13 protein-coding genes are annotated in these 15,444 nt (G+C 70.2%); 4 read left to right on the top strand and 9 right to left on the bottom strand.

Annotation, left to right across the window (positions count from 1 at the left end; genetic code table 11):
- From ABT063_RS38225 to ABT063_RS38205, 5 genes are all read right to left on the bottom strand, one after another.
- Complete coding sequence (locus ABT063_RS38225) at nucleotides 1-1,530, bottom strand: alpha-N-arabinofuranosidase (RefSeq protein WP_351065103.1); 1,530 nt, start codon at nucleotides 1,528-1,530, stop codon at nucleotides 1-3.
- Nucleotides 1,531-1,617: 87 nt separating this feature from the next.
- Nucleotides 1,618-4,671, bottom strand: coding sequence for an alpha-mannosidase (locus tag ABT063_RS38220; RefSeq protein ID WP_351065102.1), 3,054 nt, complete (start codon nucleotides 4,669-4,671; stop codon nucleotides 1,618-1,620).
- A gap of 27 nt (nucleotides 4,672-4,698) precedes the next feature.
- Complete coding sequence (locus ABT063_RS38215; protein ID WP_351065101.1) at nucleotides 4,699-5,595, bottom strand: carbohydrate ABC transporter permease; 897 nt, start codon at nucleotides 5,593-5,595, stop codon at nucleotides 4,699-4,701.
- Entirely contained in the window at nucleotides 5,595-6,524 is a 930-nt protein-coding gene (locus ABT063_RS38210; RefSeq protein WP_351065100.1) for a carbohydrate ABC transporter permease, read from the bottom strand. The genes ABT063_RS38215 and ABT063_RS38210 overlap by 1 nt, the downstream gene beginning before the upstream one ends.
- Nucleotides 6,521-7,897 (bottom strand): extracellular solute-binding protein, encoded by a 1,377-nt coding sequence (locus ABT063_RS38205; protein ID WP_351065098.1) that lies wholly within the window; start codon nucleotides 7,895-7,897, stop codon nucleotides 6,521-6,523. The genes ABT063_RS38210 and ABT063_RS38205 overlap by 4 nt, the downstream gene beginning before the upstream one ends.
- A 306-nt stretch (nucleotides 7,898-8,203) precedes the next feature.
- On the opposite strand from ABT063_RS38205, the gene ABT063_RS38200 reads away from it, so the two are divergent.
- Nucleotides 8,204-9,442 (top strand): ROK family transcriptional regulator, encoded by a 1,239-nt coding sequence (locus ABT063_RS38200; RefSeq protein WP_351065143.1) that lies wholly within the window; start codon nucleotides 8,204-8,206, stop codon nucleotides 9,440-9,442.
- A gap of 129 nt (nucleotides 9,443-9,571) precedes the next feature.
- Here the strand turns inward: ABT063_RS38200 and ABT063_RS38195 are convergent, their stop codons facing one another.
- Nucleotides 9,572-10,648, bottom strand: coding sequence for a glycerophosphodiester phosphodiesterase family protein (locus ABT063_RS38195; RefSeq protein ID WP_351065096.1), 1,077 nt, complete (start codon nucleotides 10,646-10,648; stop codon nucleotides 9,572-9,574).
- Between the two features lie 393 nt (nucleotides 10,649-11,041).
- On the opposite strand from ABT063_RS38195, the gene ABT063_RS52415 reads away from it, so the two are divergent.
- From ABT063_RS52415 to ABT063_RS38175, 3 genes are all read left to right on the top strand, one after another.
- On the top strand, nucleotides 11,042-11,302 hold the full coding sequence (locus tag ABT063_RS52415) for a hypothetical protein (protein ID WP_502990965.1): 261 nt from the start codon (nucleotides 11,042-11,044) through the stop codon (nucleotides 11,300-11,302).
- Between the two features lie 99 nt (nucleotides 11,303-11,401).
- Nucleotides 11,402-12,133, top strand: a complete 732-nt coding sequence (locus ABT063_RS38180; protein ID WP_351065095.1) for an EboA domain-containing protein — start codon at nucleotides 11,402-11,404, stop codon at nucleotides 12,131-12,133.
- On the top strand, nucleotides 12,133-13,002 hold the full coding sequence (locus ABT063_RS38175; protein WP_351065093.1) for a TatD family hydrolase: 870 nt from the start codon (nucleotides 12,133-12,135) through the stop codon (nucleotides 13,000-13,002). The genes ABT063_RS38180 and ABT063_RS38175 overlap by 1 nt, the downstream gene beginning before the upstream one ends.
- On the opposite strand, the gene ABT063_RS38170 is transcribed toward ABT063_RS38175, so the two are convergent.
- The 3 genes from ABT063_RS38170 to ABT063_RS38160 form a co-directional block, all read right to left on the bottom strand.
- Complete coding sequence (locus tag ABT063_RS38170; RefSeq protein WP_351065091.1) at nucleotides 12,983-13,627, bottom strand: four-carbon acid sugar kinase family protein; 645 nt, start codon at nucleotides 13,625-13,627, stop codon at nucleotides 12,983-12,985. The genes ABT063_RS38175 and ABT063_RS38170 overlap by 20 nt on opposite strands.
- 24 nt (nucleotides 13,628-13,651) lie before the next feature.
- Entirely contained in the window at nucleotides 13,652-13,789 is a 138-nt protein-coding gene (locus ABT063_RS38165) for a hypothetical protein (RefSeq protein ID WP_351065090.1), read from the bottom strand.
- A 320-nt stretch (nucleotides 13,790-14,109) separates the two neighbouring features.
- Nucleotides 14,110-15,330 (bottom strand): acyl-CoA dehydrogenase family protein, encoded by a 1,221-nt coding sequence (locus tag ABT063_RS38160; RefSeq protein WP_351065088.1) that lies wholly within the window; start codon nucleotides 15,328-15,330, stop codon nucleotides 14,110-14,112.
- Between the last annotated feature and the right edge of the window lie 114 nt (nucleotides 15,331-15,444).

Here is a 15,444-nt window from a genome sequence, read left to right as displayed (position 1 = left end):
TCAGGCCAGTGCGGCTTGGACGGTGAGGAATGAGTGGGGTGGCAGTGTCAGGGTGATGCCCTGGGCGGTGACCTTGAGGCCGTCGAAGGGGCGCGGAGCGACCGCTCCTGGTGCCTGTGCGGTGTTGTGGGCCTGGAGCTTGTCGGCGGTCAGGAGGCGGGCGGTCGGTTCGCTGATGGAGCGGCCGCGCAGGTCGAGTGTCACCTCGGCGGGCTCTTCGGCGTCGAGGTTGGACAGCGAGATGAGGACGGTTCCGTCCTTGGCGCTGGCCGAGGCGGACAGGGTGTCCAGTTCGGCGTCCCCGACGTGGCGGCGGGCGCCCTCGGTGCGCAGGTGGACGGCGAGTGAGGTGGCGTCCTGGTGGCCCTTGTTCATTTCGAACACGTGGTAGGTCGGGGTCAGGACCAGTGTGTCGCCGTCGGTGAGGAGCATCGCCTGCAGGACGTTGACGGTCTGGGCGATGTTGGCCATGTACAGGCGTGCGGCGTGCTTGTGGAAGATGTCGAAGTGTGTGCTGGCCACGAGGGCGTCGCGCAGGGAGTTCTGCTGGAACAGGAAGCCGGGGTTGGTGCCCGGCTCCACGTCCCACCAGGTGCCCCACTCGTCCAGGACCAGGCCGACCGTGCGGCCGGGGTCGTAGAGGTCCATGACGGTGGAGTGGCCGGTGAGGATGCGGTCGGTCTTCCGGGCGGAGAGCATCGTGCGGTAGTAGTCGTCGGTGTCGAAGTCGGTGGCGCTGCCCTTCGCCTCCCAGGGCCCGGCCAGCGTGTAGTAGTGGACGGACAGGCCCTGGAAGAAGGTGCGCGGGGTGGCCTCGCAGCCGAAGCAGCTGATCTGCTGCATCAGGGTCTCGGTCCATTTGTAGTCGTCGTCGGAGGCGCCGGCGGCGATGCGGTAGAGCTGGTTGTCGCCGTGGTCGCGGCAGTACGTGGCGTACTGGCGGGCCAGGTCGGCGGAGTACTCGGCGCGCATGTTGCCGCCGCAGCCCCAGGTCTCGTTGCCGATGCCCCAGAACTTCACCCGCCACGGCTCGTCGCGGCCGTTGGCCTTGCGCAGCCGGACCATGGGGCTGTCGCCGTCGCGGGTGAGGTATTCCACCCACTCGCTCATCTCCCGCACGGTGCCGGAGCCGACGTTGCCGCTGATGTACGGCTCGGCGCCGAGCAGTTCGCACAGGGCCATGAACTCATGCGTGCCGAAGTGGTTGTTCTCCTCGACGTCGCCCCAGTGGGTGTTGACCATGCGGGGGCGCCGGTCGCGGGGGCCGATGCCGTCCTTCCAGTGGTACTCGTCGGCGAAACAGCCGCCGGGCCAGCGCAGGTTGGGGATGTTCAGGGCACGCAGGGCCTCGACGACGTCGAGGCGGATGCCGCCCTCGTGGGGGATGGGCGAGTCCTCCCCGACCCAGAAGCCGCCGTAGATACAGCGCCCGAGGTGCTCGGCGAAGTGGCCGTAGAGGTGGCGGCTGATCTTCGGCCCTCGATGTCGAGGTTGATGATCGCGGTGGCGTTGGCCACGGAGGTACTCCAAGGGTGGGCGGCTCGGTAGCTTTGTATCGATAAAAAGCTGCCTCCCTCTCACGGGCGTGTCAAGAGAGGTGCGGGAACTGTTTGGTCGTTATGCCGCCACCAGGCGCAGGGTGAGGATCTGGAACGGGCGCAGCCTCAACCGGACCGTGCCCTCGGTGACCTGCTGGCTCGCCGGGTCGTCAAGCGGGCGTTCCAGGAGGTCGGTGGCGGTGGCGGACGCGAGCGGGAACCCGGTCGTGAGGGTGGCGCGGGCACGGACGCCGTGGGCCTCGTAGAGCCGGACGACGACGTCGCCCGACCGGTCGTCGGCGAGCTTCACGGCCTCGATGACCACCCCCTCGTGGTCGACCGAGACCAGCGGAGCGACGGATGTGCTGCCCGGTAGCGCGCGCTCGGGCAGGTTGAGGTGGTAGCCCTCGCGGACGGCGTCGGCGATGTCGGCGCCGATCACCAGGGCGTAGCGGAGCCGATGGGTGCCCTGGTCGGTGTCCGGGTCGGGGAAGCGGGGGGCGCGCAGCAGGGAGAGGCGGACCGTGGTGGTCGTACCGCCGTCGGGGCGCACGGTACGGGTGACGTCGTGGCCGTACGTCGAGTCGTTGACCAGGGCGGCACCCCAGTCGCGTTCACCGACGTGCAGGAAGCGGTGCGCGCAGATCTCGAACTTGGCCGCGTCCCAGCTGGTGTTGGTGTGGGTGGGCCGCTCGACGTGCCCGAAGGGGATCTCGGCGGTGGAGTGCGCGGCGCGTACGTCCAGCGGGAAGGCGGCCTTGAGCAGCTTCTCCCGTTCGTGCCAGTCGACGACGGTGTCGATCACGAGCCGCCGGGAGCCGGCGGGCAGGGTCAGGGTCTGCTCGATCCGGGAGGCCCCGAAGGCTCGGACCACGTGGACGCCGCTGCCGGTCGCGGTGACCGACTCGATGTCGGTGAGGTCGCGGACGGTGTCGCGGTAGAAGACGTCGATGTCCCACGCGTCCCACTGGTTGGGGAAGTCCTGGTGCAGCTGAAGCAGGTTGGCACTCGCGCCGGGCGGCAGCGCTTCGCGGTCGGCTGTGCGGTCGTAGGCGGAGGTGATCAGTCCGCGCCCGTCGACGGTGACCCGGATCAGGCCGTTGTCCAGGACGAAGCCGTCGCCGTCCGGAACCGGGGGCACGTTCCCCTCGCCCGAGTCGGTTCGGAGGCCGGCTCCCAGCGCCGGGACGCCGGCGCGGTCGTGCGGAGCGGCGTTGAAGACGACCGTGCCGTCGCCCGATCCGGCCAGGGTGCGCTGCGCATCCTCGACGATCTGCTCCAGCTCCCGGGCGACGGCGGCGTACGTCTCCTCGGCCTCGCGGTGCACCCAGGCGATCGAGGTGCCCGGCAGGATGTCGTGGAACTGGTGCAGCAGCACCGTCTTCCACAGCCGGTCCAGGGCCTCGTACGGATACGGGTGCCCGTGGCGCACGGCGGCGGTGGCCGCCCACAACTCGGCCTCGCGCAGCAGGTGCTCGCCGCGCCGGTTGCCCTGCTTGGTGGCGAGCTGACTGGTCAGGGTGCCGCGATGGAACTCCAGGTACAGCTCGCCCGACCACACGGGGGCGCCGCCGTTCGCCTCGTACTCCGCGTGCGCGCGGGCGAAGAAGGTGGCGGGCCTCTCCAGAGCGACCCGGGCCGAGCCCTCCAGGTCGGCCAGGCGCGCGGCGCGGGCCAGCATCTCCCGGGTCGGGCCGCCGCCTCCGTCGCCGTAGCCGAAGGGGACGAGGGAGTGGCTGGCGGCGCCCTTGTCCTGGAAGTTGCGCACCGTGTGGGCGATGTCGGCGCCGGACAGGTCGCCGTTGTAGGAGTCGACGGGCGGGAAGTGGCTGAAGATCCGGGTGCCGTCGATGCCCTCCCACCAGAAGGTGTGGTGGGGGAACTTGTTGGTGGTGTTCCAGGAGATCTTCTGGGTGAGGAACCAGCGCACTCCGGCCAGCTTCATCAGCTGTGGCAGCGCCGCGTTGTAGCCGAAGGTGTCCGGCAGCCACATCTCCTCCGTCTCGACGCCGAACTCCTCGAGGTAGAAGCGCTTGCCGTGGACGAACTGCCTCACCAGCGACTCGCCGCCGGTGAGGTTGGTGTCGGGCTCCACCCACAGACTGCCCGTGGGCAGGAACTGGCCTGCCTTCGCCTTCTCCTGGGCGCGGGCGTACACCTCGGGCCGGTGCTCCTTGAGCCAGGCGAGCTGCTGGGCCTGGGACATCACGAACCGGAACTCCGGGTGATCGTCCATCAGTTGGGTGACGTTGGAGACGGTCCGGGCGACCTTGCGCACCGTTTCGCGCAGCGGCCACAGCCAGGCCGTGTCGATGTGCGCGTGCCCCACCGCCGAGATCCGGTGGGCGCCGGCACTCGCGGGCGCCGCCAGCGCCGGGGCCAGGGCCGCCCGGGCCGCCACCGCACTTGCGCCGGGGTTCTGCAGGTCGACCGCGTCCAGGGCGCGTTCGACCGCCCGCAGTATCTGCCAGCGGCGCGGGGAGTCCACCGGCAGCTCGTGCATGAGCTGGCCCAACACGTCCAGGTCCTGCACGAGTTCGTACACGTCCCGGTCCACCACGGCTAGGTCGAGGCGCCGCAGCCGGTACAGCGGTTCACCGGGATCGGCCGCCGGGTCGCCGAGCCAGGGCGCCTGTCCGCCGACCGACGTGGGACCGAAGGTGAGCTCGTCCGGGCCGGTGTGCATGACGACCGGGTTGGCGGCGGCCTCGATGTACCGGACGAACTCCTCGCCGCCCACGGCCGATTCGGTGACCGGAAGCCAGGTGTTGCGCGGGTTGAGCGCCTTCACCGCGGTGCCGTCGGCCCGGAGGACCAGGCCCTCGGCGGAGAAGCCGGGGGAGTGGGTGGCGAACCCCAGATCCAGTACGGCCTCGACGGGCAGCCCGGCCCACTCGGCGGGGATCGTACCGCTGACCCGGAACCAGCTCGTCGACCAGGCCGGCCCCCACCGGTCGCCCACCCGCGCGGGGCGGTAGGGCGCGGTCAGGCCGTCACGGACCGGCACGGGTTCGCCGGGAACGTTCCAGATCTCTGCCTGGAGGGGGACCGACCGGGTGTGCACGGCCGGCCGGATGCGTTCGTTCAGCACCCGGGCGAGCCGCCGCTCGGTGACTTCGCGGTCGTAGTGCATGGATGTCTTCTCCGAGGGTGTGGGGGGTCAGCCCTTGAGCGCGCCGCCGAGCGCGAAGCCGCCGCCGAGCCTGCGGGACAGCAGCAGGTAGAGCATCACGACGGGCAGGGAGTACAGGATCGAGAACGCCGACAGCTGCCCGTACTGGGTCTGGTCGTGCGCGCTGAGGAAGGTGAACACGCTGACGGACGCCGGGAGTTTCTCCGGGGACAGCAGCAGGATGAAGGGGACGAAGAAGTTTCCCCACATGCCGATGAAGGTGAAGATGGTGACCACGGTGACGCCCGATCGCATCAGCGGCAGGATGACTCGCCACAGCACCTGAAGGGTGTTCGCGCCGTCGATCCGGGCGGCCTCCTCCAGCACGATCGGCACACTGTCCATGAAGCTCTTCATCAGCCAGATCCCGAACGGCAGCGCGGAGGCCGCCAGGAACAGCGTCGTACCGGGCATCGAGTCGATGAGGTTCACCTGCACGAACATGCTGTAGACCGGGATCATCACGGCGGTGATGGGCAGGCCGGTGGAGAACAGGATCGTGTACAGGAACGGCCGGCGCAGCCGGGAGCGGTACCGGGACAGCGGATAGGCGGCCAGCACCGACACCACCACCGTCACCGCCGTCGCGAAGCCGCACAGCAGCAGGCTGTTGAGCAGCGGACGGTAGGTGGTGTCGACGTTGAGGATCGCGTCGAAGTTGTCGAGCGTGAGCGCCGACGGCCACGTCAGCCGGAAGCTGTTGGTGTCGCTGACCGAGGCCAGCAGCATCCACAGCAGCGGCAGGACGTACATCAGCGACACCGCCAGCAGGACGGCGTTGACCGCGATACGGCCGGGAAGCGAGCGGCGCCGCCGCGAGACCGGCGGTGCGGTGGTCGTGCTCCGTCGGTCGGACGCGGTACGTGGGGACGCGAGCACGGCCATCAGTCGTCCTCCAGTTTGAGCAGCCGGATGTACACGACGGAGAACAGGGCGCCGACCACCAGCAGGACCAGGGCGATGGCGGTGCCGTAGCCGATCAGGCTGTTCTGGAAGGCCTGCTGGTACATGAAGATCGGCAGGGTCTCGCTCTTGTTGCCCGGTCCGCCGCGGGTCATGGTGTAGATCAGACCGAAGACGGAGAGCGTCTGGAGCGTGATCAGCATCAGGTTGGTCATGATCGACCGGCGGATGACCGGCAGCACCACCCGCCACAGCCGCTGCCAGGGGCCGGCCCCGTCCATCTCGGCCGCCTCGACCAGCTCCTGCGGCACGTCGTTGAGAGCGGCGGAGAAGACCATCATCGAAAACGCCGTGCCCCGCCAGACGTTGGCCAGGCACACCGCCAGGATCGGCATGGTGTAGAGCCAGTTCTGCCCCGGCAAGTGAAGGGCGTCCAGGATCGAGTTGAGCGAGCCCTGGTCGTAGAAGAACGCGTACATCAGATAGCCGGCGACCACCTCGGGCAGCACCCACGCGGCGATGACGGCACCGTTCGTGAGCGCCCGCACCGGCTTGGTGGCCTTCTCCATCAGCACGGCCAGTGCCAGCCCGAGGGTGTTCTGGCCGATGACGGCGGAGCCGAGCACGAACGCCAGGGTCAGCCATACGGCGTTGAGGAAGTCGGCGTCCCCGAAGGCCCGGGTGAAGTTGTCCAGCCCCACGAAGCGCGTGCCCATCGCACCGGTGAGCTGCATGTCGGTGAACGCGTAGTACACGCAGTACGCGATCGGCCCGGCCAGGAACACGGCCAGCAGCACCAGCGACGGCAGCACCGGCAGGCCGCGCATCAGGGACCGTACGGCGGCGGGCGGCGCCCCGCCCGGCCGACGCTGGTCACCGGCCTTGCGGGGCGCCGAGGTCAGCGCGGTCATGAGGTGCCCTTGACGGTCTTGTCACCGCCCACGGCGGCCTTCACATCGCTGTCGTACGTGGCGGCGGCCTCGTCGACGGACGCCTGGCCCGTGGTCACCGACTCCATGGCCTTCTGGATCGCGGTCGAGACCTGGTTGTAGGCGGGCAGGCCGGGCCGGTAGTGGGTGTCGGCCACCAGTTCCGTGAAGAACTTGTTGGTCGGTACGGCGTTCAGATACGCCGGGTCGGTGGCGACATCCGTACGGACCGCGATGGTGGCGTTGCGCGCGTTCCACTCCGCGGAGTTGGCCTTCGTCTGCAGGGTGGTGAGGAACTTCCACGCCAGGTCCGGGTTCTTGGCCTTGGCCGGGATCGACCAGGCCCAGCCGCCGGACATGCTGGTCCTGCCGGGCGCCTGGCCGTTCTGGGTGGGCATCGCGGCGGTGCCGATCACGGTCTTCCAGTCGCTCCACGGCTTGGCACTGTTCGGGCCCCAGTTGTTGGGCATCCAGGAGCCGTCGATGTCCATCGCGAGCTTGCCCTGGGGGATCAGCTCCGTGCCGACGGTGGTGCCGAAGTTGGCGCCGAGTGCCTGGTCCTTGGCCGGGCCGAGGCCCTGGCTGTAGACGGTGTGGACGAAGTTCAGCGAGTCCTTGAAGGCCTTGCTGCCCACGACCCACTTCTTCTGGCTCGCGTCGTAGAGGGACTTGTCGCCGGCCGGAGTGCCGTACAGCAGCATCTCGAAGCCCTGCATGGAGGAGGCCTCGCCGCCCGCCGTGCCGGTGTAGAGGTTCAGCGGAGTGACGTCGGGCAGCTCGGCCTTGATCTTCCGGGCGGCGCCGAGGACGTCGTCCCACGTCTTCGGCTGCCAGGGCACGGGTATTCCGGCCTTCTCGAAGAGCTGCTTGTTGTACCAGATCCCGCGGGTGTCGGTGTTGTCCGGGACGCCGTACGTCTTGCCGTCCGAGGCGCCGCGTACCGCGCCCTTGGCGGCGGAGGCGAACTTCGACCAGTCGGCCCACTTGGCGAGGTAGGTGTCGAGGGGCTTGAGGTAGCCGCTCGCGATGTCGGAGTTGATCAGCGCGGTGTCCTCGTAGACCAGGTCGGGGGCGGTCGCGGGGGACCGCATCATGAGCTGGATCTTGGTGTAGTAGTCGTTCTCGGAGGCGGTGACCGGGACGAGGGTCACCTTGGTGCCCGGGTTGGCCTGGGTGAACTGCTTCACCATCGAGGCGAGGAAGGTGGCCTGGAGTTTGTTGGTGCTGTCCAGGTTCTGCCAGTAGACGACCTTGATCGACTTGGCGGAGCTCCCTGAGGAGCCCGAACCGCAGCCGGTGGCGACGAGGGCGGTGGCGGCGGTGAGGGCTGCGGCAGCGATGAGTCTCGAACGCACAGTGGTTCCTCCGGAATGCGAAACCTGAGGGAAAGCCGCGACGAATTTGCGGGCCGCGGGCAGCTCGGACGAGGCGCTCCACTCGGCGCCACCCCGCGCGACCTGGCCTGTTCGGCCCGGCTTGGTGCGCCAGCTAAATCCAATTGATGGATTAAGTCAACGCTTCTGATGTGTAGACTTTGGTCACGAACCGCCGTTCGATCCCGGCGCCGCGCCCCCGGCCACGTCGGTGCCGGCGCCGGTGACCGGGGAAGAACCGGGCGACAGCGGAAGGCATGAGGTGCGGTAGGTGACCGACAGGTGACGATGCTCGGTGGGACCAACCTGCCGCGGGTGGGCGGCTACAACCAGGCTGTTGTGCTGGACGCCATCCGGACCAGGGGCCCGGTGAGCCGGGTCGAACTGGCCGCGCTCACCGGCCTGACCAACCAGACCGTCTCGAACGTCGTCCGCAAGCTCCTCGACGCCGGCCTGGTGAGGGAGTCCGGCCACGCCCCCTCCAACGGCGGCAAGCGCCGCACCCTCCTGTCACCCCGTCCCGACGGCGCCTACGCGCTCGGTGTGCACCTCGACCCCGACGCGGCCGTCATCGTCCTGGTCGACCTGGCCGGCGAGGCGGTCATGACCCGTCGGCTCCGGCTCACCATGCCGAATGAGCCCGCCGACGTCGTGGACCGGGTGGCCCGCGCCGCCCTGCGGCTCGTCGACCGGTCCGCCGTGGACCCCGACCGGCTGCTGGGCCTGGGCGTCGCCGCGCCCGGTCCGATCGACGGTTCGACCGGCGCCGTCGTCTTCCCGCCGAATCTGCCCGGCTGGGACCGCGTGCCGCTCACGAAGATGTTCGCCGAGGCCACCGAGATGCCGGTCGCGCTGGACAACGACGCCACCGCCGCCGCCATCGGCGAACGCTGGATCGGCGGCGAGACCAGGGCGGGCAGCTTCCTGTTCGTCTACCTGGGCACCGGCGTCGGCGCCGGCATCGTCCTCAACAACACCGTGCTGCACGGTGATTCGGGCAATGCCGGGGAGTTCGGCCACATGGCCGTCGAACCGGGCGACCGCGTCTGCCACTGCGGCGGCACGAGCTGCCTCGGCCCGTACTGCAGCCCGGCCGCGATCATCGACGACCTGCTGCGCCGCCACGGACGGACCGTGGCCGACCGCATCGGCCTGAGCTGCACGCCCGAGGCCCGCCACGAGGACTGGAGACGCCTGCGGCGGGCCGCCCGCAGCGGCGACCCGGAGGCCCGTGACGTCGTACGCCACGCCGCCCGCCGCATCGGCCAGGCCGTCCGGGGCGCCGTCAGCCTGCTCGACGTAAGCCGCGTCGTCCTCGGCGGCGAGGCGCTGCGGGGTATCGAGCCCCTGCTGTGCGAGGAGATCGACGCGGCCGTCAACAGCACGTCCGTCGCCCGCGCCATCCGCCCCATCGCCATCGAGCAGAGCGTCATCGGTGAAACCGTCGGCGCGGTCGGTGCCGCGTCACTCGTGCTGCACGGCAACTACACGCCCGGCTGGCGCATGCTCACCGACGCCTCCGGCTGAACGCGGACGGGGAAGCCGGTAGCACTCGCCGGTTCGACGCGGTCGGCGTACGCCTCGCTCGCATGCTCATGGCACGGACACGTCGGCGTGGCCTGGCACCGCACGCCGCACACCGTTGCGTCGCCGGTGTCAGCGGGGGTGATAGGGCTTGGGCAGGCGCATGCCGCGGTCGGCCATGATCTGCCGGACGCGGTCGGGATAGTTGGTGATGATGCCGTCGACGCCCATGTCCATGAGCGCCTCGACGGTGGCCGGATCGTCGCAGGTCCACGGGATGACCTTCAGGCCCCTGGCGTGTGCCTCGGAGATCATCTTCCGGTCGGGGTAGAAGCGGAAGCCGGGATCGCCGACCTTGCCGCTCTGCGGGAATCCGTAGTTGGGGGAGAGGGCCCTGACGCCGGGGACGGTGGCGGCCGCCTTGACGAAGTCGCCGCCGTGGTCGTCGGCGTCGATCCCACCGAGCCACGGGGAGGCGCCGTCCTTGCCCACCTGCAGGAAGTCGTAGTTCGTGAGGGCGACCAGCGGCCACTTGGGGGCCAGCTTGTGCATCGCCTTCAACGCGCCCCAGTCGAAGGACTGGATGGTGACCTGGTCCTCGATGCCCGACGCGCGGATCTCCTCGTAGACCCGGCGTACGAACAGCTCGCGCGGGGCGGTCTGTTCGGGCGCGCCCGCCTCGACCTTCGTCTCGACGTTCAGTTTCACCTGCTTGGCGCGGTAGTTCTTCACCAGGTTCAGGACGTCCTTCAGCTCGACCATCCGGAAACCCTTGATCACCTCCTGCTCGGGGAAACCGGGCAGCTGCTGGTAACCGCAGTCCATGGTCTTGACCTGAGCCAGCGTCAGATCCTTGATGTACTTTCCGACGTACGGGTACATCGGGTCGCCCGGCGTGACCGGTGCCGTGTCACGGCACTTCTGGGCGCTGACCTGCCGGTCGTGGGTGACGACCACCTTCTCGTCCTTGGTGATCTGGGTGTCCAGCTCCAGGGTGGACACCCCGAGCCGCATCGCCTTGCCGAATCCCTCAAGGGACTCCTCGGTTGTCATGCCGATGCCGCCGCGGTGGGCCTGCAGATCGAAGTGGGCCTTCCGGGGCGGCATGCCAAGGCCGTCGTACGTCGTCGCATGAGCGGTCGCCGGAAGGGCGGACAGCGTGAACACCGGGGCCAGCGCCAGGCCGGCGAGGACATGCCTTGAGGACATCGACACCTCACTCGTGTGGGGTTGGGGCGATCCCTGACGCTAGTTCGGCTGCGGACGGGTTCAACCGCCTGGACATGATGAGGCCGTGAATGCCTGCGGAACGCCTCTCGGAACCATGCACGGGTCGGCCGCCGGCCCTTGTTCGTTCGGCACGCCGGACACACGGTTTCTTCACGCGAATGAGGGCGGTGAGGTATCTGAAGATTAAAATGTTGGGCGTAGGGTCCGATCATGCACGGCCCGAACGACTCCCGTGTCGGGACATCCCGGCCCCGTCATCGCCACGATGGCGTCGTCCGTAGCCCTCTACTGGGCGGGTATGGCGCTCAGCGACTACGCGGACGCGACCGTCGACGCGGTGGAGCGCCCCGAACGCCCCTGCCCTCCGGACGCGTGGCCCGCCGCACCGCGCTGGCCACCGCATGCGGGCTCGCCGCCGCGGGCTGTGCGGAAGTCCTGGGCCTCGCCCGAGAGCACGGCGTGGCCCTGGGGTTCGAGCCCGAGCCGCTGCCTGTGCTCGACTGTGTCGGGCCGGCGGCGCCGCGTCTGGTGAACGTGCAGATCGAGGACATGAAGCGCGGTGTGCACGAGCACCTCGAAGTCGGTGCGGGCGAGATCGACTTCCCGCCCGTCCTGGCCGCCGAGCCGTTCTGACGCGGAAACGTTCCTGCATCCCGACTCCGGCGAGTACCGCCAACCCCCACCCCCGTACGGCCGCCGCCGTACGCGCATCCCGAACAGGAGGTATGCGCGTTGGACCCACGCATCCATGCCGCCCTCGACCGGCATCTCACCCCCGAGGCACAGCGCTGGCTGGCCGATGCCGTCGCCCGCGTCGGCCAGGACCCGGCAGCCGTGCGTCCCGTCTTCCCGGCCGTCGGCCGGCGCTGCGGGCGCGGACCACTCGTCGACGGCTGGACCGTGGCGGACGCCGCCCGCGCCCGGCTGCTCGCCGCCCTGCCGCTGCGCGGAGCAGCGCTCGCCGACGAGATCACCGCCCTCCACCGGTACGGCGACGCCGCCGAGCAGCGCGCGGTGCTGCGGTCGCTGGCCCTGCTGGAGGACGCGGACGCCTCGTTCGCCGACCTCGGAGTGCCCCTCGTGCGCGCGGCGCTGCGGGGCAACGACACGGACCTGACCGAGGCGGCCCTCGGCCCGTACGCCGCACGCCACCTGGACTACGACGGATACCGGCGCGCCGTACTGAAGTGCGTCTTCTGCGGCATCCCCCTCGACCGGGTCGCGGGCCTGCCGGAGCGCGCCGACTGCGAACTCGCCCGCATGCTGGCCGACTTCGCCCACGAGCGGGTCGCCGCCGGCCGTGACGTCCCCGCCGACGTGTGGCCGGTCGTCCGCGCCCACCCCGGCACGCTGGAGGCCTCCGGGCTGCCCGCGGAAGCCCACTCACCCGTGCCCGACCGCCGCGCCGCCGCCGCACGGGCCCTCGCCGCCTACTCCGCCCCCGCCCCCGCAGGAGCCGCGTGATGCGCATCTTCGACCCCCACATCCACATGACCTCACGCACCACCGACGACTACGAGGCGATGTACGCGGCCGGCGTACGGGCGGTGGTCGAACCGTCGTTCTGGCTCGGCCAGCCGCGCACCTCGGTGGACAGCTTCACCGACTACTTCGACGCGCTGCTCGGCTGGGAGCCGTACCGCGCCGCTCAGTTCGGCATCCAGCACCGCTGCACCATCGCCCTCAACCCGAAGGAGGCCAACGACCCGCGCTGCGCAGGCGTGCTGGACGTACTGCCGCGCTACCTGGCCAAGGACCGGGTGGTGGCCGTCGGCGAGATCGGCTACGACTCCATGACCCCCGAGGAGGACGAGGCGCTGGCGCGCCAGCTGGAACTCGCCGTCGAGCACGAGCTGCCGGTGCTGGTGCACACCCCGCACCGCGACAAGGCGGTCGGCACCCGCCGCACGCTTGACGTGGTCCGCGAGTCCGGCATCCCGCCCGAGCATGTCCTCGTCGACCATCTCAACGAACTCACCGTGGCCATGGTCGCCGACAGCGGCTGCTGGATGGGCTTCTCCGTCTACCCGGACATCAAGCTGACCGAGGACCGCGTGGTGCGGATCCTCAAGGAGCACGGCACCGAGCGGATGCTCGTCAACTCGGCCGCCGACTGGGGCCGCAGCGACCCCCTCAAGACCCGCACGACCGCGGACGCGATGCTCGCCGCGGGCTTCGACGACGACACCGTCGACCAGGTCATGTGGCGCAACCCGGTGGCCTTCTACGGGCAGAGCAGCCGGCTGGACCTCGAGGAGGTCAAGCCGGAGGACGCCAGGCCGGACGACACGGCCCTGTTCGAGGGCGACTCGGTCAAGCGCGGCGGAGAGTGAACCCGTAATCCTCGACGAACACCGCCCCGACCTGACCCTGGTCCAGTACGCGTTCGAGGGGCGCGCGATCCACGGGGTGCGGGAGCTGCCCGTGGCCTGGTGATGTCCCGGAGTCGGGCAGCGCGGAGCTGCGGTAGCCGAACGTCGCGTTGCGTGCGAACTCGCTCTCGCCGACCGGCAGCAGTCCGCCGTCCGGCGTACGCATCCAGTGGTACGAGTCGATCGTGATCCGTCCCGCCTCGATGTACGCGGGGACGAGCACCACACCGTCCGGGGCACCGGCCCCCACGGCGGCGAGCTCCCGGGCCAGGACGTCGGTCTCCAGGGGGAAGTGGCCGCGCAGCGTCGAGTCGCCGCGACTGGCCAGCACATAGCCGGTGCCCTCGGCGGTGGAGGCTTCGTGCAGCGCCCGCACCACGTCCCGGTTGCGGACCGCGGCGTCCTCGGGGGAGAGGCTGCGGGTGTTGGTGAGTACGAGGAAGGCGCCGCCGTCCTGGCGCAGTGCCCAGCGCAGGTCGTCGACGGTCCAGGAGGTGAGGACCGGAACATCGGCGACGGTCTGGGTGCCGGTCGGGTCGTCGTCGAGGACGACCAGACGCGGTCCGCCGGCGATCCGGGCGGCCACCAATGACAGCGGGTGAGGGGCGCGTCAATACCCCGGGAAGGACACGCATCGGGCCGCGGTCGCACCCGTGTGGTCAGGAAACGCCCGGACGACCTCGTGGATCTGCGCCACGTCGTCGTCCGTCGGGCCGAAGTGGGCGACCACACTGAGGAGTTCGCGCACATTCAGCAGGGGCCTGCCTGGCGGAGGAGGCTGAGCCATCCGTCGGTGTGCCGGCCGAACCGGTCCCCCTACCGTGTGCAGCCGTGCCACGGCCGGACAGCAGCTCCGCCACCCGCGCCGAGACGGTCCCGTCGGTGAGGGTCAGCCTCCAGACGTCGTTGACCGCCCCTCCGGAAAGCGGCTCCGCCTCGACCAGATCCGCGACGACGGCGCTGGGCAGGCTCTTCCAGCCCGGATCGCGGTCGCTCACGCCGCCTCGCCTTCCGAGAACAGTTCCGACAGGGCCTCCCACGAGGGAGGCCGTGCGGGAACCGATGCTGTCACGCGCCGGAAGCGGCCTCCGGGCGGGGCTGCCGGTACGGCTTCACCGCGCGGCGCGCGATGGCGAACCGGTGCGTCTCCGACGGGCCGTCGTAGATCCGGAACGGCCGCACCTCCCGCAGCAGACGCGCCAGCGGGGCGTCGGCGGCCGAGATGCCGAGCGCTCCGCAGATCTGCACCGCCCGGTCGACCACCCGGTTCACCGCCTCCGCCACGAAGGTCTTGGACACCGACGTGAGCTGCGAGGCGGCGGCCGAGCCCGTGTCCAGCTCCCAGGCGGTGCGCAGGATCAGGGCGCGGCTCGCCTCGATGTCGATCTCGGAGTCGGCCAGCATCTGCTGCACCATGCCGAGGTCTCCCAGCACGGAGCCGAACGCCGTCCGGCTGCCCGCCCGCTCCAGTGCGACGTCCTGGGCGCGACGGGCGGCTCCCAGCCAGCGCATGCAGTGCGTCATACGAGCCGGGCCCAGCCGGACCTGGGCGTTCTCGAAGCCGCGGTCGACCGCGCCGAGCACCTGCTCCTCGCCGACCACGCACTCCTCGAAGACGATCTCGCTGTGCCCGGCGAAGAGCCCCTCGTCCAGGGTCTCGATGTCCCGGACGATGCGCATGCCGGGGGTGTCGGCGTCGACCAGGAACATGGTGGCGCCGCCCGGGTCGCCCGGGTTGCCGGAGGTGCGGGCCATGACGATGGCGAAGGCGGCTCCGTTGGCCCCGCTGATGAACCACTTGCGCCCGTCGATGCGCCACCCGCCGGGGACCCGGGTCGCCGTCGTCCGCAGGGAGCGAGGGTCGGCGCCCGCTCCCGGAGCCGGTTCGGTCATCGCGAAGCAGGAGCGGGACTGGCCTGCGGCGAGCGGGCGCAGATAGCGCTCGTTCTGCTCCTCGGTGGCCACCTTCTCCAGCAGATGCATGTTGCCCTCGTCCGGGGCCGCGCAGTTCAGCGCCAGCGGACCCAGCAGCGAGTACCCGGCGGCCTCGAACACCACCGCCTGTCCGCGCAGGTCGAGCCCGTGCCCGCCCCACCGCACCGGCACATGCGGCGCGAAGACACCTGCCTCGCGGGCACCTTTCTGCAGGGTTTCCCGCAGGGGCTCCGGAGCGTCGTGCACGGACCCGCCGCACTCGCGCTCGGCCGGGATCACCACCTCGCGCACGAACTCCGCGGTGGCCGCGGCGAGTCGGGCGACAGGCGGATCGACATCGAACTGGATGGGCACGGTTCCTCCCGCCGAAGGGCTCCGGGCATCGGCGCCCGTCGCGTTCTAGAAACTGTACAGCGTCTTCAGTATCTTGCTGAGTGGCGCCGGATCCGAGGAGCGCTTGATCCGAGG

It is taken from the genome of Streptomyces sp. NPDC002838 (assembly GCF_040295365.1).
In the GTDB taxonomy this organism is placed as follows: Bacteria; Actinomycetota; Actinomycetes; order Streptomycetales; family Streptomycetaceae; genus Streptomyces.
Note: the sequence above shows the minus strand (reverse complement) of the source record. Positions and strands in the feature narration are given on the sequence as shown.